Here is a 20,595-nt window from a genome sequence, read left to right as displayed (position 1 = left end):
GAACACCCGGGAGGCCCGCCATGCTTGACGCAACCACTGACTTGAAATCCCTGCTCAAAGACCCCAGCCTGCTGGAAACCCGCGCCTATATCGGCGGCCAGTTTGCCGATGGCGAAGGCACCTTTGACGTGACCAACCCGGCCCGCGGCGACGTGATCGCCCAAGTCGCCGACACCAGCCGCGCGCAGGTTGCGGGCGCCATTGCCCAGGCCGACGCCGCGCAAAAGGAGTGGGCCAAGTGGACCGGCAAGGAACGCGCCGCGGCAATGCGCAAGTGGTTCGACCTGATGATGGAAAACCAGGAGGACCTGGCGGTGATCCTGACCGCCGAAATGGGCAAGCCGCTGGCGGAATCCCGCGGCGAGATTGCCTATGGCGCGTCCTTCATCGAGTTCTTCGCGGAAGAGGCCAAGCGGATCTACGGCGAGACCATCCCCGGCCACCAGCGCGACAAGCGCATCACCGTGCTGAAACAGCCGATCGGCGTTGCCGCCTCGATCACGCCCTGGAACTTCCCCAACGCGATGATCACCCGCAAGGCCGGCCCGGCGCTGGCCGCCGGCTGCGCCTTTGTTGCCCGCCCTGCCGCGGAAACCCCGCTGTCGGCCATCGTGCTGGCCGTGCTGGCCGACCGGGCCGGCATTCCGGCGGGCGTGTTCAGCGTGGTGCCGTCCTCGCGCGCTTCCGACATCGGCAAGGAGTTCTGCGAGAATGACGCGGTGCGCAAGCTGACCTTCACCGGCTCCACCGAGGTCGGCCGCATCCTGCTGCGCCAGGCCGCGGACACCGTCATGAAATGCTCGATGGAACTGGGCGGCAACGCGCCCTTCATCGTGTTTGACGATGCCGATCTGGATGCCGCCGTCGAAGGCGCCATCATGTGCAAGTTCCGCAACAACGGCCAGACCTGTGTCTGTGCCAACCGGATCTATGTGCAGGCAGGCGTTTACGATGCCTTTGCGGAGAAGCTGAAAGCCGCCGTTGAAAAGATGAACGTCGGCGACGGCCTCAAGGACGGCATCCACTTCGGCCCGCTGATCAACATGGAAGCGGTCGAGAAGGTGCAGGAGCATATCGCCGATGCCACCTCGAAGGGCGGCGAAGTGATCCTGGGCGGCAACCCCTCGGAACTGGGCGGCAGCTTCTTCCAGCCGACCATCGTCAAGGGCGCAACCCAGGACATGGCTTTTGCCACCGACGAGACCTTCGGCCCCCTTGCCCCCCTCTTCAAGTTCGAGGATGAGGACGAGGTGATCGCCATGGCCAATGACACCATCTTCGGCCTGGCCTCCTATTTCTACGCCAAGGACCTCAGCCGCGTGTACAAGGTTGCCGAAGCGCTGGAATACGGGATCGTCGGGGTCAACACCGGTATCATCTCCACCGAGGTGGCCCCGTTCGGCGGAGTCAAGCAGTCCGGCCTGGGCCGCGAAGGCAGCCACCACGGCATCGAGGATTACCTGGAGATGAAATACATCTGCATGGCGGTCTGATCCGCCCCGCGGATCACGGCAGCCGGATGATCAGTGCCGGGTCATCGTCCCAGCCACCCGGCTGATGGCACTGGCCCAGGCGCGCTCTGTCTCCGGGTCCAGTTCCGCCCCCAGAACATCGCGCAAAGCGGCGATCAGCGCCCGCTTTGCCGCCTCTGTTTCGCGCGGGCCAACGCCCAAATGCGCATGCACTGCAACCAGCTGCGCGCCGATCTCGTCCAGCGTCCGCCGATCGTCCAGATTGCGCACACAGGACGCAATCATCGCGGTCAGCATCGCTTTCTGCTTCACAAAATTGCCGCGGAACAACCCCCGTGCTTCCGGCAGGCGGGTGAACAGATGCACATAGAACCGCTCCGCCAGATCGGCCTTGCGGGCAAATATGCCTGCGAAGCTTTGTTGAACATGCTGTATCTGCTGCGGTTCCATGCGGCTCACCCGGACCGCCCAGTGACAGCGCCGGCGGGCGGTCAAACACCGGCGCAAAACCCCTTTACCGCCCCAGTGTGCCGCCAATTCCCTAACATCCTGTTGCCGGCACAGCCCTGAATTGTCCCCGCGGGGACAACCCGGCAAAACAAAAAAGCCCCCTGGCAGAACCAGGGGGCATCGTGCGCACGAACCGTTGTCCAGAGGATCAGTTGACCGCTTTGGCCTCGATCTCCGGGCGGCTCGGGCGGGAGGAGGAGATTTCGATCCGGCGCGGTTTCAGCGCCTCCGGCACCTCGCGGTGCAGATCGATATGCAGCATGCCGTTTTCATGGCTGGCCCCGGTCACATGCACGTGGTCGGCCAGGGTGAAACGGCGTTCGAAGGCCCGGGTGGCGATACCGCGGTGCAGGAAGGTGCGGCCGTCGCCGTCTTCCGCTTTCTTGGCAGACACGACCAGCGCGTTTTCCTTCACTTCGACGTTCAGGTCCTCGTCAGAGAAACCGGCCACAGCGATTGAGATGCGGTAGCTGTCGGCGTCGGTCTTCTCGATGTTGTAGGGCGGGTAGCTGGACTGCGCCGCGTCGGCGCTCAGGGCGCGGTCCATCAGGCTGGCGATCTGGTCAAAGCCGATAGTGGCACGGTGCAGCGGTGCAAAGTCAAAAGTACGCATTTTCCATCCTCATTCATGAGCGATTTCAGAGTGCCTTCCCCGCGGGGACAGGCTGGTTTTGCGCCGGGCCCCAATCAGCGGCTGCCCGGACAATCCTGAGATAGGAAACGCAATTTACGGCTTCAAGAGGCCGGTCAGTCGCCAACGCTGACAAATTTTGCGCCGCCTGCGGAAGCACCGCCGCCGACCCGTATCCGCTTGATCCGACGGTCCGGCGAGGCCACCGGATTGCGGCGCAGCTGCGCCTTCAGCTCCGCCACCCGCTGCGGCAGTTTCATGCCAAAGGCCACTTGCTTGCCCCGGAAACGGCCGCCGCCGGACACCAGCGACAAAATCCGCCCGCGGCCGCCCACCTGCGAAAACACCGGCGCCCCGGAGGAGCCGAAGGTGACATTGCAGTCAATCATCAGCACGTCCCTGTGCTCCCCCATCAGGTTGCACTGGCGCTGACGCGACAGCGCTTCGTCCCGCCCCTGGCCATAGGAGGTCACGGAAATACCGCTGCCATAGTCCTCGCCCGAATGCAGCGCAAACGCATTTGCCTGACTGCTGAGAATGGGCTCTGCCAGACGGATCAGCGCCACGTCATGGCGGATGTTATCCATATTCAGGCGGCGGCGCGGATCATAGCCGAGGTGGGCCGCGATCTGCAGCGCCTGCCGCTCGGCAACCGCAACGCCGTCGCGCAGCCCGGCGCGGAACCTGATCTGCTCTGCCGGGCGCAGCTTATCGTCCTTGCCGTAAACACAATGCGCCGCCGTCAGCACCAGCTCCGGCGCAATCAGCGTGCCGGTGCAATAGCCCTGCCCGTTCAGCTCCAGCCGTCCGACGGCTTCCCAGCCGAACAGGTCATCCCGGTCGGTCAGGCGGCGCAGGCCGGTCCCCTGACCCAGCGCGGTCCCGGCATAGGCCAGCATGGCGGCACCCAGTATCAGCGCCCGCCAGCTCATTGCCTGACAAACTTCGCGCCAAAGGAACCGGCCCGCTCCCCGGCTTTCACCCGGCCGACGCCAGGCGGCAGCTGCCCGCCGGTGTTCACGCCGGTCAGCTGCGCCTGCAGCAGCGTCAGCTCCTCCGCCAGGGCCGACCCCAGCGACACCTGCTCACCGCTGACTTCCGCCTTGGCAGAGATCACCGACACAATCCGCGGGGTGCCGTTCTCAAAGGAAAACACCGGCGCCCCGGAAGAGCCGAAGTCCACGTCGCAGGACATCACCAGCACCCCCTGCTGGCGGGCCATCACTGCACAGACCTCCTGCAAGGACGGCGCCTCCGAGCGGTCATGGGCGTATGAGACCACACCGATCTTGGCGCCCTTGCGCGGGCGCTGTTCGGTCTCAAAAGGGGTCACGGTGGTATTGCGGATCGGGCGCTGCAGCTGCAGCAGGGCAATGTCATTGCGCACCCGGTCCGTCGACAGTTCACCGTCATAGACATAGGAGGGATGCTGCACCGCCCGGCGCACGGAGCGGTAGGCCGAGGCGCGCCCGTTGCGCCAGCCGGCCAGGAATTCGATCCTGGTGGGGTCGATCGGCGCCTTGGTGCGGCTGTCATAAAGGCAATGCGCGGCGGTCAGCACCAGATCGGGCGCAATCAGCGCGCCGGTGCAAAACCCCTCGCCGTTCACATCGAGCCGCCCGACGGCCTCCCACTTGCGGCCCGCATCCAGCGTGTCCATCCGCTGCAGCCGGCTGTCCTGCGCCATCGCTGCGGCTGGCAGCAACAATGCTGCAACCGCAAGAATCCACTGCCTCACATGCGTCTCCTCTTATCCACCGGCTGGGAGATTATTTGTCTGTTCAGGCAAAATTACGGCAAGCCTGCGGTGAATGCAGCCCGATTCTTTCTGCCGCCGGTCTCAGCGCAGCACCGGCACCTCCGGTGCCCGCTTGCCCGGTGCGGTCAGCGCAGGCGGCTGCGGGCCGCCGGTGGCCCAGTCCAGCAGCTCCACCGTATGCACGATGGGCAATCCGGTGCCCCCGCCGATCTGCATCATGCAGCCAATATTGCCCGCCGCAATCAGATCAGGCTGTTTCGCCTCCAGTGTCTTTACTTTGCGTGCCTTCAGCTGGGCGGAGATTTCCGGCTGCATCAGGTTGTAGGTGCCGGCAGAGCCGCAGCACAGATGGCTGTCGGCAGGCTCAACCACCTTGAAGCCCGCACGCTTCAGCAGCGTTTTGGGGTGGGTCTTGATCTGCTGGCCGTGCTGCAGCGAGCAGGCCGCGTGATAGGCCACCGTCAACCCCTTGTCCGCGCCTTCGGGCAGCTCCAGCTGCATCAGCAGTTCCGAGACATCCATCGCCATCCCCGCGATCCGCGCCGCATCTTCGGCCAGGGGATCGTTCCGGAACATATACCCGTAATCCTTGACAGTGGTGCCGCAGCCGGAGGTGTTGATGACAATTGCATCCAGCCCCTGCCCGTCCATCTCCGCCGCCCAGGCGCGGATATTTCTGGCCGCGGCGGCATGGCTCTCCTGTTCGCGCCCCATGTGGTGGGTCAGCGCCCCGCAGCAGCCCGCCCCCTTGGCGACCACAACTTCGCAGCCCAGCCGGGTCAGCAGACGGATGGTGGCGTCGTTGATATCGGTGTTCAGCGCTTTCTGGGCGCAGCCGGTCATCAAGGCCACCCGTTTCCTGCGCGGCACCTCCGGCGTAAAGCTTTGCGGATCATCATTGCGGCTGACTGGCGGAATGGTCCTCGGCGCCATCTCCAGCATTGCCCGCAGCCGCGCATCGGGGATCAGCCCTCTGAAGGGCCGCGCCGCTTTCGCCCCAAGGAGCGCCAGCCGGAACCGGGTTGGATAGGGCAGGATCCGCGCCAGGAGCCAGCGCAGCGCGCGGTCGCTCCAGGGACGGTCATAGTGTTTCTCGATATAAGCGCGGGCGTGGTCCACCAGATGCATGTAATGCACGCCCGATGGGCAAGTGGTCATGCACGCCAGGCACGACAGGCAGCGGTCGATGTGCTTGACGGTCTTTTCGTCCGGCACCCGCTCGTTTTCCAGCATGTCCTTGATCAGGTAGATCCGCCCGCGTGGTGAATCCAGCTCATCCCCCAGCACCTGATAGGTCGGGCATGTGGCGGTGCAAAAGCCGCAATGCACGCAGGAGCGCAGGATCTCGTTGGCCCGTTTGGTGCCGGGGTCCTGAAGCTGTTCTTCGGTGAATGTGGTCTGCATGTCTTATCCCATCAGCCCCGGATTAAGAATACCGCGCGGGTCGAATTGCCGCCGCAGCCCTTCGGAAACGGCCGCCAGGGGGCCGGGCTGCGGCTGAAACACGCCGAGCCGCGCCCGGGTTTCCTGCGCGGCGCGCACGAGCGTGGCATGGCCCGGGACATTGATCCGGTTTCGCAGCTCCGTCCCCGCGGGGACAAGCGCCCAGATCAGCCCGCCGCCCCAGTCGAACTGCAATGCGTCTGCCTCCAGATGCGGCACCAGCTCCACCGCATCGGACGGCTTCACCGAAATCCGCCAGACATCGCCGTCCCGTCCCTGGAAAGCCGCAACATCCCGGATGCCCCGCCACAAGTTGTCTGCATCCTCCTGCACCTCTGCCGTGGCCAAGGGCGACAGCAGCTTGACCAGTTCCGCGCTGCGGTAGGCGGCAGAGTCCCGGAACCCCTCCACCCGGATATGCGCCTGATAGGTCTCTGCATCATAGGCCGCACCGGTCACGTCATAAGGGGAGCCCAGCGCCGCGGACATTGCCCGCACCGCCCCTGGCAGATCGACCCCGGTCAGGGTCACGGTGGCGGCGGCTTCAGCCCGCGGCAGCACCTTCAGCGCAACTTCTGTCAGCACCCCAAGGGTGCCATGCGCGCCGCACATCAGCTTGACCAGGTCATAGCCGGTGACATTCTTCATCACCCGGCCGCCGTTCTTGACCACCTGGCCGGACCCGTCCACGAACCGCACCCCCAGAAGATGATCCCGCGCCGCGCCAGCCTGGATGCGCCTTGGACCCGAGACATTGGCCGCGATCACCCCGCCGATGGTTGGCGCGCCGCCACTCCCCAGCAGCCCGCGGTGGTCCATCGGCTCAAACGCCAACCGCTGGTTTTCCGCCGCCAGCAGCGCCTCCACCTCGGCTACCGGGGTGCCCGCCTTGACCACCAGTGTCAGCGCGCCGGGTTCATACAGCTCCACACCGGACAGACTGCGTGTACTCAGAACTTCACCTTCCACAGCCAGCCCGCGGGTGCCGCCGCCCTGGATACACAGCGGCCCGCTTGCGCCTGCAATGGCCTCGGCCAGCTCTGCCTCGCTCCCTGGTGTCATCATCTTCATCTTTCCGGAAATACTCTGGGGGTTTGGGGGCTAGCCCCCATCACTCGGCAGCCAGCGCCACCGCGCGGCGGCTTTCGGTTACGGACAGCGGGAACACCTTGGCCGGGTTCAGAAGCCACTTGGGGTCAAACACGTCCTTGACCTTCAGCTGCGCTTCCAGATCCGCCGCGCTGTACTGATGCAGCATCAGGTCGCGTTTCTCGATCCCGACCCCATGCTCGCCGGTCAGGCAGCCGCCTGCTTCAACGCAAAGCTTCAGGATCTCGGCGCCAAAGGCCTCGCAGGTTTCCAGGTCGCCCGGTTTATTGGCATCAAACAGGATCAAGGGGTGCATGTTGCCGTCGCCTGCGTGGAAGACATTGGCCACATCCAGCCCGAATTCCTTGCTCATCTCGCCAATCCGGCGCAGCACGAAGGGCAGAGAGGACACCGGGATCGTCCCGTCCAGGCACATGTAATCGTTGATCTGCCCCATGGCGCCAAAGGCCGACTTGCGGCCCAGCCAGATGCGGGCCGCCTCATCGGCATCCCCTGCCTCGCGCAGCTCCACCGGGTTGTGGGAGCGGGCGATCTCCGTGATCAGCCCCAGCTGATGCTCGATCTCGGCCGCGCTGCCTTCGACCTCGACAATCAGCAGCGCCTCGCACATCGGATAGCCCGCCTTGGCAAAGGCCTCGCAGGCCTCGATGCAGGGGCGGTCCATGAATTCTATCGCTACCGGCAGCACACCCGCCTTGATGATGCCGCTGACACAGGCGCCGGCCACTTCGTTGCTATCAAAACCGATCAGCACCGGGCGGGCGCCTTCCGGCTTGCGCAAGATGCGCAGAGTGGCCTCGGTCACCACCCCAAGCTGCCCCTCGCTGCCGCAGATCACACCCAAGAGGTCCAAGCCCCCAGCATCCAGATGCGCGCCGCCGATTTCCGCCACGGTGCCATCCATCATCACCAGGGTAACGCCCAGCAGGTTGTTGGTGGTGACACCGTATTTCAGGCAATGCGCCCCGCCGGAGTTCATCGCGATATTGCCGGCAATGGCGCAGGCCAGCTGCGAGGACGGGTCAGGCGCATAGAAGAAATCCTCGTCCTCCACCGCGCCCGAAACGCTCAGGTTTGTGCGCCCGGTCTGCACCCGGATGATGCGGTTTTCAAAATCGGTCTCCAGCACCTCGTTCATCCGCGCCACGCCCAGGATCACGCAATCCGCGGTCGGCAGCGCCCCGCCCGCCAGCGAGGTGCCCGCGCCGCGCGGCACCACCGGCACGCCTTCCTCGTGGCAGATCCGCAAAACGGCTGAGACCTCCTGCGTGCTCCGCGGCAGCACCGCCAGCAGCGGCGGGCATCTGTAGGCGGTCAGCGCATCGCATTCATAGGCGCGGGTCTCCGCCTCGTCCTGGATCACCGCATCCGCGGGCAGCACGGCCAGCAGGCGCTCGGCAAGCCGCGCCTTGCGGGCCAGAATGGCGGGGTTCGGGGATGGCATCTCCATCGGGCTCTCCTCTTTGGTAAGATAATATTACCAATTTACCCGCTCTGGCAAGTCCCGGATCGCCGCGGTAGGGTCAGGCCATGATCTGGACCGCCCGCTTAGCACAGTTTTCCTATTTCGACCTCGCCGCTGTGGCCCTGCTGACCGCAGGCTGGCTGTGGATCGGCTGGCGGATCGAGAACCCGCCTTCAGGGCGGCCTTCGGTGTCCTTGCTGATGGAGGACTTCCGGCGCGACTGGATGAAGCGGATGGTGGAGCGCGACCCGCGGATCTTTGATGCCCAGCTGGCAGGCAACCTGCGCCAGGCCACCGCCTTCTTTGCCTCTGCCACGATGATCGCCATCGGCGGCGGGCTGGCGCTGATCGGCAATACGGACCAGCTGGCGGGCGTCGCAGAGGACCTGATCCAGGACAGCGCCCCCGCCTTTGTCTGGGAAGTGAAAATCCTGGTGGTTCTGCTTCTGCTGTCCAATGCCTTCCTGAAATTTGTCTGGGCACACCGGCTGTTCGGCTATTGCGCGGTGCTGATGGCAGCAGTGCCGAATGATCCCGCCCACGATCTCGCCTACCCCCGCGCTGCGCAGGCGGCGGAAATCAGCATCACCGCCGCGCGCAGCTTCAACCGCGGCATGCGGTCGACCTATTTTGCGCTGGCCGCCGTGGCCTGGCTGGCGGGCGCCCTGCCTTTGGGCGCGGCGGCACTGATCACCATTGCCGTGCTGTACCGGCGCGAGTTTGCGTCCAACTCCCGCCGGATCCTGCAGCGCATCCCGGCTGAGAGCAAAGGGGACACGGTTTCGTGACCGCACAGCAGCCGCTGCAAAGCTATGGTGCAGGCATGAAACACCTGCTTCTAAGCTGCGCACTCAGCGCCGCCGCCTTGCCCGCCCTTGCGGATGAACCGGTGATCGGGAACGCAACCGCCCGCCAGTCCGGCGGCAGCTGGAGCTTCAGCGTCACCCTGTCCCACCCTGATACCGGATGGGAGCATTACGCCGACGGCTGGCGGGTGCTGGATATGGACGGGAATGAATTGGGCTTGCGGGTGCTGGCCCATCCGCACGAGCAGGAACAGCCCTTCACCCGGTCGCTCAGCGGCGTGCAAATCCCGGAGGGCGTTACCCAAGTGCAGATCCAGGCCCGCTGCCTGGTGGACGGCTGGGGCCAGGACAGCTACGTCCTCACCCTGCCCTGACCTTCTTCTTTGAAAAAATACTCCCGCCGGAGGCATGCGCCATAAGGCGCATTCAGACCCGGTGGTACGGGCTGCCCGCCAGGATGGTTGCGGCGCGGTAAATCTGCTCCGCCAGCATCACCCGCACCAGCATATGCGGCCAGACCATCCTGCCGAAGGAAATGGAGAAATCGGCCTCGGCCCGCAAGGAAGGGTCGATCCCGTCCGCGCCGCCGATGATCAGCGCCAGGTCCTGACGGCCGCTGTCACGCCAGCCGGCCAGCTTGTCCGCAAAATCCGGCGAGGAGATCACCTTGCCGCGCTCATCCAGGGTGCAGATCACCGCGCCCTTGGGCAGCGCCTTGCGCAGCAAAACGGCCTCCGCCGCCATGCCTGCATTTTTTTTGTCCTCGATCTCCACCACCCGCGCAGGCCCCAGGCCCAGCGCCCTGCCGGTCCGGTCGAACCGGCTGAGGTAGTCGTCGATGAGGGATTTTTCCGGGCCTGAGCGCAGACGCCCGGCCGCACAGATATGCAGACGCATGTCAGTCCTGACTTTAGCGGGCCTGAGGCACTCCGGCCCGCACCCCTGCGCGGGCCTGCATCAAATCAGCCTTGGATCAGCCTTGGATCAGCCTTCAGCAGCCGGAGCTGCCGCGGTGCCTGCGGGCATCCACATCTTCTCGAGCTGATAGAACTCGCGCACTTCCGGGCGGAAGATATGAACGATCACATCACCGGAGTCGATCAGCACCCAGTCGCCGGCATCCTTGCCTTCGATCTTGCAGGTGATCCGGTACTCCTGCTTGAGCCGGTCCGTCAGCTTTTCCGCCATTGCAGCGACCTGACGGGTGGAGCGGCCGGACGCCAGCACCATGTAGTCGCCGATCGAAGTCTTGCCGCGCAGGTCGATCTGCACAACATCTTCGGCTTTGTCATCGCTGAGTGAGGAGAGAATCCGCTCCAGCAGCTGTTCGCTGGTGGGCTGGGACTGGGCGGCCATCACGGCTGCCCCATTAACAGCGGCATCTGCCGCTTGAGGTACGGGTGACAGGACATAGTCCTCCTTGCAACGCGCCGCCTAGCCCCGGCGCCGGGCCTGTTAATAATGTAGCAACCGGGTGGTAAATTTTCAATGAAACCTGCCCCGGCGATGCAAGCCCTGTGCTTTATCCGTCATCGCCGCCGGGTGCAACCCTCACCGGCAGCGGGTCGTTCAGCATGCGCACCTCGCGCTGCGGGAACGGGATAGAGATACCCTGTTCCTGGAAGGCATCCCACAGCGCCAGATAGACATTGCCGCGGATGTTGGTCAGGCCGCCGGTGGGATCGTCGATCCAGAACCGCAGCACGTAATCGACGCTGCTGTCGCCAAAGCCGGTGATGTGGCAGACCGGCTTCTTGCTGCCGTACTGCAGCACCCGTTTGACACTGGACGCGGCCTCAATCGCGATTTTGCGGACCAAATGCGGGTCATCGCAATAACCGGTCCCGAAGGTCAGGTCCAACCGGACGTATTTGTCGGAGTGGGACCAGTTCACCACCTGGGTTGTGATCAGGTCCTCGTTCGGGATCAGATATTCCCGCCCGTCACGGGTCACCACGGAGACATAGCGCGCACCCAGCGCATTGATCCAGCCGAAGGTGTCGCCAAGACTGATCACGTCGCCCGGCTTGATCGACTTGTCCAAGAGGATGATCAGCCCCGACACCAGGTTCGACACCACCTTCTGCAGGCCAAAGCCCAGACCCACGCCGATGGCGCCGGACAGCACCGCCAGGCCGGTCAGGTCGATGCCGATGGCCTTGAGCCCGATGAAGAAGGCACCGCCGAACAGCAGGATCTGTGCCAGCTTGGCCGCCAGCACCTGCATCGACGGGGAGATGTCCGAATTGGCGCGGATACGGTTCGCCGCCACCGAGGAAATGACCCGTGCCAGGGTCAGCATAACACCCAGGATCACCACCGCCTGCACCACCAGGAACAACGAGATCCTGAGGTCGCCGAAACTGATTGCCACCCCGTCCAGCAAATGCACCGCATCTTCGGTGATGCCGAGAATGCGCAGTGTGATCCAGATCCAGGCGCCGTATTTCACCAGGTTGCGCAGCAGCGGATTGCCCACCAGCCGGGTGGCAAAGGCGACGATCAGCCAGGCCAGCGACAGGTTGGCAACCAGCTCCAGCAGCCGCGACCGGCTGGGCCATGTGGCTTCCTGCATGATCAGCACAACCATCCAGATCAGCAGCACAAACAGAATGCCGCGGATCCGCTTGTGCAGTACCAGCCCCGCCCGCATGCGCCAGCGCGGCCAGCCTTCCCGCGCCCGCAGCCAGTTATGGAAGGCGTTCTTCAGCGGCCGCGCGATCAGGGTGGCAAGCACAAAGACCGCCAGCACGATCCCCGCCTGATAAGCGTTCCAGGGCCTCAGCAGCAGCTCGACGCCCTCCGCCGCCAGCGCCCACAATTGCTGGCCAAGCTCCAGCGCTTCGGCGGTGCTTTCGGCAATCGCGTCCCTGGGTGGTGTCTGCTCTTCCGGCTCCATCGCGCGCCCCCTTTTTTCTGCCAGTGTGCCGCCGCGATGCCCCCGGATCAAGGCAAGAGCCGTCCTGCCCGGCTCTCCAACCGGCTGAAAACGGCGCCGGCCGGTGCACAGGGGGTGCACAGGCGGTGCACGCCTTGTGCCACGCGGCCCGAAAGGGGAACGCTTTCTTCCCCGCTCTTAGAACGAATCTTGATTGCCGGCCCGCCGGGATGTATCTGACAGCCATGACCCTCGTATTGGCGCAAAAGATCGAACTGCAAGACCGCGCACGGCTGCGCGAACGGTTCTTTGGCGCCGCCCGCACGGTCCTGGCGCGCCTATAAGGCCGTTGCCCAGCCCAAAGCCAGCATACCCAATACATCACGGGAGAGGACCCATGTCCCCCAAGACACTCTATGACAAGATCTGGGATGCGCATGTTGCGCATGAAGCAGAGGACGGCACCAGCCTGCTCTACATCGACCGCCACCTGGTCCACGAAGTGACCAGCCCGCAGGCGTTCGAAGGCCTGCGCATGGCCGGCCGCAAGGTGCACGCACCCGAAAAGACCATCGCGGTGCCGGACCACAACGTGCCGACCACGCTCGACCGCGCCAAAGGCATCGAGAACGAGGAAAGCCGCATCCAGGTCGAGGCGCTCGACAAGAACGCCAAGGAATTCGGCGTGCACTACTATCCGGTGGATGACGTCCGCCAGGGCATCGTGCACATCGTCGGCCCGGAACAGGGCTGGACCCTGCCCGGCATGACCGTGGTCTGCGGCGACAGCCACACCGCCACCCACGGCGCCTTTGGCGCGCTGGCGCATGGCATCGGCACATCTGAGGTGGAGCACGTGCTGGCCACCCAGACGCTGATCCAGAAGAAGTCCAAGAACATGAAGGTGGAGATCACCGGCAAGCTGAAGCCGGGCGTCACCGCCAAGGACATCACGCTGGCCGTCATCGGCGAAACCGGCACCGCCGGCGGCACCGGCTATGTCATCGAGTATTGCGGCGAAGCGATCCGTGATCTGTCGATGGAAGGCCGCATGACCGTCTGCAACATGGCGATCGAAGGCGGCGCCCGCGCCGGCCTGATCGCGCCGGACGAAACCACCTTTGAATACGTCAAAGGCCGCCCGCACGCGCCGAAGGGCGCCCAGTGGGAAGCCGCGCTGAACTGGTGGAAGACGCTCTACACCGACGAAGGCGCGCATTTCGACAAGGTCGTCACCCTGAAGGGCGAGGAGATTGAGCCGGTCGTGACCTGGGGCACCAGCCCCGAGGACGTGCTGCCGATCACCGGAGTGGTGCCGTCGCCTGAGGACTTCACCGGTGGCAAGGTTGAAGCTGCGCGCCGCTCGATTGAGTACATGGGGCTCACCCCCGGCCAGAAGCTGACCGATATCGAGATCGACACCGTGTTCATCGGCTCCTGCACCAATGGCCGCATCGAAGACCTGCGCGCCGTGGCCGAGGTCGTGAAAGGCAAGAAGATCAAGGACGGCATGCGCGCCATGATCGTTCCGGGCTCCGGCCTGGTCCGCGCTCAGGCCGAGGAAGAAGGCCTGGCCGAGATCTTTGAAGCCGCCGGTTTCGAGTGGCGCCTTGCGGGCTGCTCCATGTGCCTGGCGATGAACCCCGACCAGCTGGCCCCGGAAGAGCGTTGCGCCGCAACCTCCAACCGGAACTTCGAAGGCCGCCAGGGCTACAAGGGCCGTACCCACCTGGTGTCCCCTGCCATGGCTGCCGCCGCTGCCCTGACCGGCAAGCTGACCGACGTGCGCGAGCTGATGTAAGGAGCCAGAAGCATGGAAAAGTTTACCAAGATCCAAGGCATCGCGGCCCCCATGCCGCTGGTCAACATCGACACCGACATGATCATCCCCAAGGTGTTCCTGAAGTCGATCCAGCGCACCGGGTTCGGCAAGAACCTGTTCGACGAGATGCGCTATAACCGCGACGGCACCGAGATCGAGGATTTCGTGCTGAACAAGCCGCAGTACCGCAGCGCCGAGATCCTGATCGCGGGCGACAACTTCGGCTGCGGCTCCTCGCGCGAGCACGCGCCCTGGGCGATTGCCGATTTCGGCATCAAGTGCATCGTGTCGACCTCCTTTGCCGACATCTTCTTCAACAACAGCTTCAAGAACGGCATCCTGCCGATCGTGCTGCCGCAGGAGCAGGTCGATGTGCTGATGAAGGACGCGGAGAAGGGTGCCAACGCCCGCATGACCGTGGACCTGGAAGCGCAGGAAATCACCACTTCCGACGGTGAAGTGATCAGCTTCGAAGTGGATGCTTTCAAGAAGCACTGCCTGCTGAACGGTCTGGATGACATTGGCCTGACCATGGAAAAGGCCGACTCGATCAAATCGTTCGAGGAAAGAGCCGCGCAGGAGCGCCCCTGGGTCTGATCCCCGGCTGATTGCTGAAAAACCGAAAACCGCCCCGGTTTGGGGCGGTTTTCTTTTTTTTGCGCGCCAGATTCGCGCCGCATTTCCGCCGCAATCTCCTGATGCCATCCTGCTTGTGGGCTGGATGGACAGACACACAGCATCTGGTGGCAAGACCGCCAACTCCCTCAAATAGAACTGAAAGCCTGATGCAAACCCGCACCAGTGCGGCAGGGAAAGTGCCCCTGCATCTGCCAGCCCCTCTTGAGCGGAAAGCCGCCAGCCGGGCACAATGGGGCAAAAATGAGGCAGAGCGCCCCGGACCACTTCGCGGGGGGCTTCAAATCCGGACGCAAGAGGCCAAACGCCCGCGCTGGTTTGAAGGGAATGAAAGACGTGTTTGCACGTATCACAGGCGCGGCGTTCCGCGGCATACTGGTGGCCATGCTGTTTGCGATGCCGACGCTGATTCTGCCGGCGTCGGCCACCCAGTCGCCGGAAATCATCCTGTTCATCGCCCTCTTGGGCTGCGCACTGGCGTTCAGTGAATACGCCTCTCATTTCCCGAGCTTTGTTGAGTTCCGCAACGCCCCGCCCATCAACCGGATGCGGTTTGCCGCGGCTGCCGCGACTGTTGGCGCGCTGAGCCTGCTGTCAGCACACCCGGTGGCGCCAACAGGGCTGACCGCTTTGGTGCAGCAGCTGGGCAGCTGGCTGGGCGGCCGTCTCGACTTTGCCTATTCACCGGTGCAGATGACGGTTCTGATGATGCCGCCGCAGGTGCCGGAACCGGTTGTGCTGATGGTGCGTGACGCGGCCGGGCTGGCCAGTGCAATCGCGGCAGCCGCCATCGCCCTCTTTGCGCTGGTTATCCGCGTCGGCCACTGGCCGGTCGGCAACGGCGCCTTCAATGTCTGGGTCAACCTGCCCCTGTTCGATCCCACCACTGGCGGTGATGTGGTGCAGCGCCTGCAACGGGACGGCCGCGTCAATATTGCCGGCGGCGCGCTTTTGCCCTTTGCATTGCCCGCCGCGGTCAAGCTTGGCTCCGGCCTTGTGGACCCGGGCATCCTGGCATCACCGCATATGATGATCTGGGTGATCAGCGCCTGGGCGCTGGTGCCCGCCTCGATGATCATGCGGGGTATGGCAATGCTGCGCATCGCGGGGCTGATTGCCCTGAAACGGCGCGCGGCCAGCCTCGGCGCGGATGAGGCCTTGCAAACCGCATGAGGCAACTGGCGGCGGGTCTTCTCCTGATCCTTGCTGCCGGAACGGGCTGGGCAGAGACGCTGCGGATCGCCACGTTTAACACAGAATTATCGCGGAACGGGCCGGGCCTGCTGCTGCGCGGCATCACCGGCGGCAGCGATCCGCAGGCCGCCGCGGTGGTGGAGGTAATCACCACCGCGCAGCCGGATGTGCTGGCGCTGCAGGGGATCGACTGGGACTACCAAGGCCGGGCGCTGGCGGCTCTCGCCGCGCGGCTGGCGGACGAGGGGCTGAATTACCCCTACCGGGTTGCGCTGCAACCCAATTCCGGCCTGCCGCCGCCTGCCCCGCTGGACATGGACGGAAATGGTAAAACCGGCCAACCACGCGACAATCAAGGGTACGGGCGGTTCCGCGGCCAGGGCGGCATCGCGCTGCTGTCCCGGCTGCCGGTAGAGCATGGCGGCATCCGGGACTTCTCTTCTCTGCTGTGGAAGGACCTGCCGGGCGCCCTGCTGCCGCAGCATACCGATGGCAGCCCCTTTCCTTCGGCCGCCGCGCAAGCGGTGCAACGCCTGTCCGCTACGGGCCACTGGCTGGTGCCGCTGCGGCTGCCGGATGGCTCCCGCTTCAATGTGATGACCTTCCACGCCGCACCGCCGCTGTTTGACGGGCCGGAAGACCGCAATGGGAAACGCAACCACGATGAAATCCGGCTGTGGCAGCTGCTGCTGGACGGCGCGCTTGGTCCCGCGCCCGCAGCTCCCTTTGTGATTGCCGGCGACGCCAATCTCGACCCGGAACACGGTGAGGGACGCAAGGGCGCCATCCGCGGCCTTCTGGCCGACCCGCGCCTGCAGGATACCCGTCCCCAGAGCCCCCAAGGCGGCACCGCCACTGTGGAGTGGCAGAGCGCCGGCCGTATGCGGGTGGACTATTTGCTGCCTTCTGCCGGGCTGACCGTGACTGCCAGCGGCGTGGTGTGGCCGGACGGTCCGGATGCCCCCGCAGCAACCGCCAGCCGCCATCGGCTGGTCTGGGTGGATTTACTGCTGGACTGACCCGCCTGCCACAACTTCCTTGCGCAGGCAAATCCCCATCTTTCCCCTTTATTTCCAAGGGCCGTTATTGACCCTGCCCCGCTGTCCCGCTACGCCCTTGCCAGCTGTTTTTTTGGAGGATCCCCATGCCCAACCCATCGATTCTGATTCTGCCCGGCGACGGCATCGGCCCCGAGGTCATGGCCGAGGTGCGCAAGATCATCTCCTGGTTCGGCGGCAAGCGCGGCCTGCAGTTCGATGTGAGCGAGGATCTGGTCGGCGGCGCGGCCTATGACAAGCATGGCAAGCCGCTGGCGGATGAGACCATGGCCAAGGCGCAGGAAGTCGACGCGGTTCTTCTGGGTGCCGTTGGCGGCCCGGCCTATGACGACCTGGACTTCTCGGTGAAACCCGAACGCGGCCTCTTGCGCCTGCGCAAGGAGATGGACCTCTACTCCAACCTGCGCCCGGCGCAGTGCTTTGACGCGCTGGCGGATTTCTCTTCGCTGAAGAAGGACATCGTCGCGGGCCTCGACATCATGATCGTGCGCGAGCTGACCTCCGGTGTCTATTTCGGCGAGCCGCGCGGCATCTTCGAAGAGGGCAACGAGCGCGTCGGCATCAACACCCAGCGCTACACCGAGAGCGAGATCGAGCGTGCCGCCCGTTCCGCGTTTGAGCTGGCGATGCGCCGGGGCAAGAAGGTCTGCTCGATGGAGAAGGCCAACGTGATGGAGAGCGGCATCCTGTGGCGCGAGGTTGTGACCCGCGTTGCCGCCGATTACCCCGAGGTCGAGCTGTCGCACATGTATGCCGACAACGGCGCCATGCAGCTGGTGCGCGCGCCCAAGCAGTTCGACGTGATCCTGACCGACAACCTGTTCGGCGACATCCTGTCCGACTGCGCGGCGATGCTGACCGGCTCGCTTGGCATGCTGCCCTCCGCCTCGCTTGGCGCACCGATGGAAAACGGCCGCCCCAAGGCGCTGTATGAACCCGTGCACGGCTCTGCACCGGACATTGCGGGCCAGGGCAAGGCCAACCCGATCGCCTGCATCCTGAGCTTTGCCATGGCGCTGCGCTACAGCTTCGATCAGGGCGCCGAGGCCGACCGGCTGGAAGCCGCTGTCGAGAAAGTCCTGGCCGACGGCGTGCGCACCGCGGACCTGCTGGCAAGCGAAGGCGTGGAGCCTGTCTCCACCAGCCAAATGGGCGACGCCGTGATTGCTGCCCTGGACGCAAGCCTCTGATTTTCAGCCGCTAATCGGAAACGAACACAAGCCCCGCCCGGCCTCCGGCGCGGGGCTTTTCCGTGGCAGTTCCGCCCCGGCCGACTGTGCAGAAAAGATTTTCCGGATTCCGCATCTTTCTGTGAAATCGCCCTTGTCAAACCCTGCGCCCTGAGCTATTTCGCCCTCCACGGTCGGAGTGTAGCTCAGCCTGGTAGAGCACTGTCTTCGGGAGGCAGGGGTCGGAGGTTCGAATCCTCTCACTCCGACCAATAAAACAAGGCGCCCTAGGGCGCCTTTTTTATTGCCTGAACCGGAGTAGCAACCGGCAGCCCGGCCGCTCAGCCCGGGATGCTGGGCGCAGCAATTACCCCGCTGCAGGAGCGCTGTCACCCTCAGGAAGCTGCAGACGGACGCCCAGACTGAACCCTTCAGGCGGATGGTCCAGAATGCTGATCCTGCCCCCCATCAATGCCGCCAATTCGTGGCAGATCGACAGGCCCAATCCCGCCCCGCCCTTGTGCAAGGATACGGCGTTGTCGAGCTGGGTGAACCGTTGGAAAACCCTGTCGCGGTCCTGTTCTTCAATGCCCGGCCCGGTGTCCAGAACGGTGATGCTGACGGGGTATGCAGCCGCAGCGTCATGTTCCAGCGTGATGCACACACTGCCATCAGCCTCGCGCGCGGATGTGAATTTCATCGCATTGTCGATCAGGTTGTTGACCACCTGTGTCACTTTCGGGAGATCAATCACGATCTGCTCCGGTAGATCATCCGCTGCGGTAACCCAAGTGCGCATCGGCTTGCCATACCGAATGGCACTGCCCTCCAGCGCCTCGCGCCACGACACGGCCAAAGCAGCGGTTTCTTCTGCCCTGGGGGTATACTCCGCGGCATCGGAATCAATCCGCGCGGCCTCCAGAACATTGACCAGCTGGGTCATCAGCATCTCCGCGGCCCGGTAACCGACATCCGCCCGTTCCCGCGTCTTGTCCGAAGCGGTTTCGTCGCTCTTGATGAGGTCAAGCAAACCAAGGATCACATTCAGAGGCGTACGGATTTCGTGGCTCATCGTGGCCAGAAAGGCGGTTCGAGCCTCCACAGCAGAGTTGGCCCGAGTCACTTCCGCCGCCAAACCGGTTATAGCTGCGGCCAGTTCGGCCTCCCGCGTTTTCAGCTCCGTCAGGTCGTTGTGGGCGCCCAGCATCCTCACTGGTTCGCCTTCTTCATTCCGGATTGCCAAGCCGCGGCAGCGCACCGTGACCATATGGCCGTCTGCATGGCGGTAGCGGACGATCTGATCATAGGGGTGCGCAGGATCTTCCAGGTGCTTTTGGAAATTTTCCAGCGCCAGAGCCAGGTCGTCCGGATGAATCAGGTCCTGCCATTCGGATGCAAAGTGCCCCTTGGCTTCAGGATCGACACCGAATAAGCGCCAAAGTTCAGGGCTCATCCATTCATGTTCGGGGTGTTCCAAGTCCCAGTACCAAATACCGTCCAGCGAGCCGATCTGAAGAAAGTCAAATATGGCGTCGTCGCTTTTGACCAGATCGTACAGCTCGCGTTTGAGGTAATGCATTTCCGCCTGTCCTTCCGGTCATGAAGCATTGCCGCGCCGTGACGCGCCCGCCCCTAAGCAATGGCAGATATGCGGGTTGCACACCAGTTCAATCAGCGGGCGACTGCTCGCCGGCCCATCTGCCTTTCACGTCCTTCAGGCCGCCTTCATCGCCGAACGCTTGAGCTGTTTCCAGAGCACATCCAGCGTCTGCTTGGTGCTGCGCGGGTCACGGTAGAGGCGGATCTCGAGATCGGTGCCCAGCCGTTCATCCACCATGGCGAACCGGCCGGATGCGATCTCCTCGCGGCACAGGCTGAGCGGCAGCCAGCCCATGCCGAAGCCTTCCTGGATCATCGCCTTGACGCTGTTGGCCAGCGCGTTCTGGTTGACCACAAATACCTTTTGATCCGGCAGCAATTGGGTCAGGGCAAATTCCTGCACCGAGCGCAGAGCAGAGACAGCGCCATAGGACAGCAAAGGCACCGCGTCCTTGCTGCCGGGTTTGAAAACAAACTCCGCCGCGCCGTCCGGGGTTGTGCGCGACACCGGCACATAACGGTCGGTGGACAGCGTCAGATACTCGAAATTGGCGACCTCCAAAGGCCCCAGAAAATCCATCGACGGGTGCCAGTAGGTCAGGATCACATCGCAGTAGCCCTGCTGCAGCGCGCTGACGAACTGATCAGCGGCCCAGGACGTGGAATTAAGGTCGGTGTCAACGCCGCCCTCGCTGGCCAAGGGCGCAATCAGCGTCTTGTAGTGAGTCATGTAAAGCGATTGCGAGGCTGCGAAGCGGATCACGTTTTCGCTGGCTGCGTCGATGGTCTGGCAGCGCTCGATGGTTTCCTCGTAGGTGCGCAGCATGATGCGGGATTGCGACAGAAACACCTCCCCGGCCGGGGTCAGGGTCAGCGGCAGCGTCTCGCGGTTGATGAGCCGCACGCCGATCTCATTCTCCAGCGCACGGATCCGGCGCGAGAAGGCCGGCTGGCTGACATTACGCTCTTCGGCCGCGCGCGAGAAGTTCTTGCACGCGACCAAAGCCTCGAAGTCCTTGAGCCAGATGATGTCCAACTGGGCG

At 64.1% G+C, this 20,595-nt stretch carries 21 protein-coding genes and 1 tRNA gene; 10 read left to right on the top strand and 12 right to left on the bottom strand.

Features of this window, described 5'->3' with window-relative positions:
- Positions 1-20: 20 nt before the first annotated feature.
- Entirely contained in the window at positions 21-1,493 is a 1,473-nt protein-coding gene (locus K3725_RS02935; RefSeq protein WP_260017370.1) for an NAD-dependent succinate-semialdehyde dehydrogenase, read from the top strand.
- Positions 1,494-1,523: 30 nt separating this feature from the next.
- Here the strand turns inward: K3725_RS02935 and K3725_RS02930 are convergent, their stop codons facing one another.
- The 7 genes from K3725_RS02930 to K3725_RS02900 form a co-directional block, all read right to left on the bottom strand.
- Positions 1,524-1,922 (bottom strand): globin domain-containing protein, encoded by a 399-nt coding sequence (locus K3725_RS02930; RefSeq protein WP_260017369.1) that lies wholly within the window; start codon positions 1,920-1,922, stop codon positions 1,524-1,526.
- 208 nt (positions 1,923-2,130) lie between these two features.
- Entirely contained in the window at positions 2,131-2,595 is a 465-nt protein-coding gene (locus tag K3725_RS02925; RefSeq protein WP_065265735.1) for an Hsp20 family protein, read from the bottom strand.
- 134 nt (positions 2,596-2,729) lie between these two features.
- Complete coding sequence (locus tag K3725_RS02920; RefSeq protein WP_260017368.1) at positions 2,730-3,545, bottom strand: serine protease; 816 nt, start codon at positions 3,543-3,545, stop codon at positions 2,730-2,732.
- Complete coding sequence (locus K3725_RS02915; RefSeq protein ID WP_260017367.1) at positions 3,542-4,300, bottom strand: serine protease; 759 nt, start codon at positions 4,298-4,300, stop codon at positions 3,542-3,544. The genes K3725_RS02920 and K3725_RS02915 overlap by 4 nt, the downstream gene beginning before the upstream one ends.
- Positions 4,301-4,453: 153 nt before the next feature.
- Complete coding sequence (gene glcF, locus K3725_RS02910; RefSeq protein ID WP_260017366.1) at positions 4,454-5,776, bottom strand: glycolate oxidase subunit GlcF; 1,323 nt, start codon at positions 5,774-5,776, stop codon at positions 4,454-4,456.
- A 3-nt stretch (positions 5,777-5,779) separates the two neighbouring features.
- Entirely contained in the window at positions 5,780-6,877 is a 1,098-nt protein-coding gene (locus K3725_RS02905) for an FAD-binding protein (RefSeq protein WP_260018558.1), read from the bottom strand.
- Between the two features lie 49 nt (positions 6,878-6,926).
- Positions 6,927-8,375: an FAD-linked oxidase C-terminal domain-containing protein gene (locus K3725_RS02900; RefSeq protein WP_260017365.1), complete on the bottom strand. Its 1,449-nt coding sequence runs from the start codon at positions 8,373-8,375 to the stop codon at positions 6,927-6,929.
- An 80-nt stretch (positions 8,376-8,455) separates the two neighbouring features.
- Here K3725_RS02900 and K3725_RS02895 point away from each other — a divergent pair, with 80 nt between their 5' ends.
- A complete protein-coding gene (locus tag K3725_RS02895; RefSeq protein WP_260017364.1) occupies positions 8,456-9,178 on the top strand; it encodes a DUF599 domain-containing protein in 723 nt (240 codons plus the stop codon).
- Between the two features lie 35 nt (positions 9,179-9,213).
- A complete protein-coding gene (locus K3725_RS02890; protein WP_260018557.1) occupies positions 9,214-9,570 on the top strand; it encodes a hypothetical protein in 357 nt (118 codons plus the stop codon).
- A gap of 52 nt (positions 9,571-9,622) precedes the next feature.
- Here the strand turns inward: K3725_RS02890 and rlmH are convergent, their stop codons facing one another.
- From rlmH to K3725_RS02875, 3 genes are all read right to left on the bottom strand, one after another.
- Complete coding sequence (rlmH, locus tag K3725_RS02885; RefSeq protein WP_260017363.1) at positions 9,623-10,093, bottom strand: 23S rRNA (pseudouridine(1915)-N(3))-methyltransferase RlmH; 471 nt, start codon at positions 10,091-10,093, stop codon at positions 9,623-9,625.
- An 87-nt stretch (positions 10,094-10,180) separates the two neighbouring features.
- Positions 10,181-10,552: a ribosome silencing factor gene (rsfS, locus tag K3725_RS02880; protein ID WP_260017362.1), complete on the bottom strand. Its 372-nt coding sequence runs from the start codon at positions 10,550-10,552 to the stop codon at positions 10,181-10,183.
- Between the two features lie 166 nt (positions 10,553-10,718).
- Positions 10,719-12,095 carry a mechanosensitive ion channel family protein gene (locus K3725_RS02875; RefSeq protein WP_260017361.1) on the bottom strand — a complete coding sequence of 459 codons (1,377 nt, stop codon included), beginning with the start codon at positions 12,093-12,095 and terminating at the stop codon, positions 10,719-10,721.
- 224 nt (positions 12,096-12,319) lie between these two features.
- Here K3725_RS02875 and K3725_RS02870 point away from each other — a divergent pair, with 224 nt between their 5' ends.
- The 7 genes from K3725_RS02870 to K3725_RS02840 all read left to right on the top strand — a co-directional run bounded on the left by K3725_RS02870 (position 12,320) and on the right by K3725_RS02840 (position 18,225).
- The gene (locus K3725_RS02870; protein ID WP_226429013.1) at positions 12,320-12,418 is read left to right on the top strand and encodes an isopropylmalate isomerase; all 99 of its coding nucleotides are present in this window, start codon (positions 12,320-12,322) and stop codon (positions 12,416-12,418) included.
- A gap of 53 nt (positions 12,419-12,471) precedes the next feature.
- Complete coding sequence (leuC, locus tag K3725_RS02865; protein WP_260017360.1) at positions 12,472-13,875, top strand: 3-isopropylmalate dehydratase large subunit; 1,404 nt, start codon at positions 12,472-12,474, stop codon at positions 13,873-13,875.
- Positions 13,876-13,887: 12 nt separating this feature from the next.
- Complete coding sequence (gene leuD / locus K3725_RS02860) at positions 13,888-14,493, top strand: 3-isopropylmalate dehydratase small subunit (protein WP_260017359.1); 606 nt, start codon at positions 13,888-13,890, stop codon at positions 14,491-14,493.
- Positions 14,494-14,868: 375 nt separating this feature from the next.
- Complete coding sequence (locus tag K3725_RS02855; protein ID WP_260017358.1) at positions 14,869-15,705, top strand: hypothetical protein; 837 nt, start codon at positions 14,869-14,871, stop codon at positions 15,703-15,705.
- Positions 15,702-16,745 (top strand): endonuclease/exonuclease/phosphatase family protein, encoded by a 1,044-nt coding sequence (locus K3725_RS02850; protein WP_260017357.1) that lies wholly within the window; start codon positions 15,702-15,704, stop codon positions 16,743-16,745. The genes K3725_RS02855 and K3725_RS02850 overlap by 4 nt, the downstream gene beginning before the upstream one ends.
- 125 nt (positions 16,746-16,870) lie before the next feature.
- Positions 16,871-17,974 carry a 3-isopropylmalate dehydrogenase gene (gene leuB / locus K3725_RS02845; protein ID WP_260017356.1) on the top strand — a complete coding sequence of 368 codons (1,104 nt, stop codon included), beginning with the start codon at positions 16,871-16,873 and terminating at the stop codon, positions 17,972-17,974.
- A 174-nt stretch (positions 17,975-18,148) separates the two neighbouring features.
- Positions 18,149-18,225 (top strand) — tRNA-Pro (locus K3725_RS02840).
- Between the two features lie 95 nt (positions 18,226-18,320).
- Here K3725_RS02840 and K3725_RS02835 read toward each other — a convergent pair.
- Together K3725_RS02835 and K3725_RS02830 are read right to left on the bottom strand one after the other, a co-directional pair.
- Positions 18,321-19,532: a PAS domain-containing hybrid sensor histidine kinase/response regulator gene (locus K3725_RS02835; protein ID WP_260017355.1), complete on the bottom strand. Its 1,212-nt coding sequence runs from the start codon at positions 19,530-19,532 to the stop codon at positions 18,321-18,323.
- A 135-nt stretch (positions 19,533-19,667) separates the two neighbouring features.
- Positions 19,668-20,588: a LysR family transcriptional regulator gene (locus K3725_RS02830; protein WP_260017354.1), complete on the bottom strand. Its 921-nt coding sequence runs from the start codon at positions 20,586-20,588 to the stop codon at positions 19,668-19,670.
- Between the last annotated feature and the right edge of the window lie 7 nt (positions 20,589-20,595).

Source organism: Leisingera sp. S132 (assembly GCF_025144465.1).
In the GTDB taxonomy this organism is placed as follows: domain Bacteria; phylum Pseudomonadota; class Alphaproteobacteria; order Rhodobacterales; family Rhodobacteraceae; genus Leisingera.
Note: the sequence above shows the minus strand (reverse complement) of the source record. Positions and strands in the feature narration are given on the sequence as shown.

Bases quoted from the DNA above. Each gene is read 5' to 3' on its own strand.
- K3725_RS02935 (WP_260017370.1), top strand. From the start codon at position 21: ATGCTTGACGCAACCACTGACTTGAAATCCCTGCTCAAAGACCCCAGC.
- K3725_RS02930 (WP_260017369.1), bottom strand. From the start codon at position 1,922: ATGGAACCGCAGCAGATACAGCATGTTCAACAAAGCTTCGCAGGCATA.
- K3725_RS02925 (WP_065265735.1), bottom strand. From the start codon at position 2,595: ATGCGTACTTTTGACTTTGCACCGCTGCACCGTGCCACTATCGGCTTT.
- K3725_RS02920 (WP_260017368.1), bottom strand. From the start codon at position 3,545: ATGAGCTGGCGGGCGCTGATACTGGGTGCCGCCATGCTGGCCTATGCC.
- K3725_RS02915 (WP_260017367.1), bottom strand. From the start codon at position 4,300: ATGGCGCAGGACAGCCGGCTGCAGCGGATGGACACGCTGGATGCGGGC.
- glcF (WP_260017366.1), bottom strand. From the start codon at position 5,776: ATGCAGACCACATTCACCGAAGAACAGCTTCAGGACCCCGGCACCAAA.
- K3725_RS02905 (WP_260018558.1), bottom strand. From the start codon at position 6,877: ATGACACCAGGGAGCGAGGCAGAGCTGGCCGAGGCCATTGCAGGCGCA.
- K3725_RS02900 (WP_260017365.1), bottom strand. From the start codon at position 8,375: ATGGAGATGCCATCCCCGAACCCCGCCATTCTGGCCCGCAAGGCGCGG.
- K3725_RS02895 (WP_260017364.1), top strand. From the start codon at position 8,456: ATGATCTGGACCGCCCGCTTAGCACAGTTTTCCTATTTCGACCTCGCC.
- K3725_RS02890 (WP_260018557.1), top strand. From the start codon at position 9,214: ATGAAACACCTGCTTCTAAGCTGCGCACTCAGCGCCGCCGCCTTGCCC.
- rlmH (WP_260017363.1), bottom strand. From the start codon at position 10,093: ATGCGTCTGCATATCTGTGCGGCCGGGCGTCTGCGCTCAGGCCCGGAA.
- rsfS (WP_260017362.1), bottom strand. From the start codon at position 10,552: ATGGCCGCCCAGTCCCAGCCCACCAGCGAACAGCTGCTGGAGCGGATT.
- K3725_RS02875 (WP_260017361.1), bottom strand. From the start codon at position 12,095: ATGGAGCCGGAAGAGCAGACACCACCCAGGGACGCGATTGCCGAAAGC.
- K3725_RS02870 (WP_226429013.1), top strand. From the start codon at position 12,320: ATGACCCTCGTATTGGCGCAAAAGATCGAACTGCAAGACCGCGCACGG.
- leuC (WP_260017360.1), top strand. From the start codon at position 12,472: ATGTCCCCCAAGACACTCTATGACAAGATCTGGGATGCGCATGTTGCG.
- leuD (WP_260017359.1), top strand. From the start codon at position 13,888: ATGGAAAAGTTTACCAAGATCCAAGGCATCGCGGCCCCCATGCCGCTG.
- K3725_RS02850 (WP_260017357.1), top strand. From the start codon at position 15,702: ATGAGGCAACTGGCGGCGGGTCTTCTCCTGATCCTTGCTGCCGGAACG.
- leuB (WP_260017356.1), top strand. From the start codon at position 16,871: ATGCCCAACCCATCGATTCTGATTCTGCCCGGCGACGGCATCGGCCCC.
- K3725_RS02835 (WP_260017355.1), bottom strand. From the start codon at position 19,532: ATGCATTACCTCAAACGCGAGCTGTACGATCTGGTCAAAAGCGACGAC.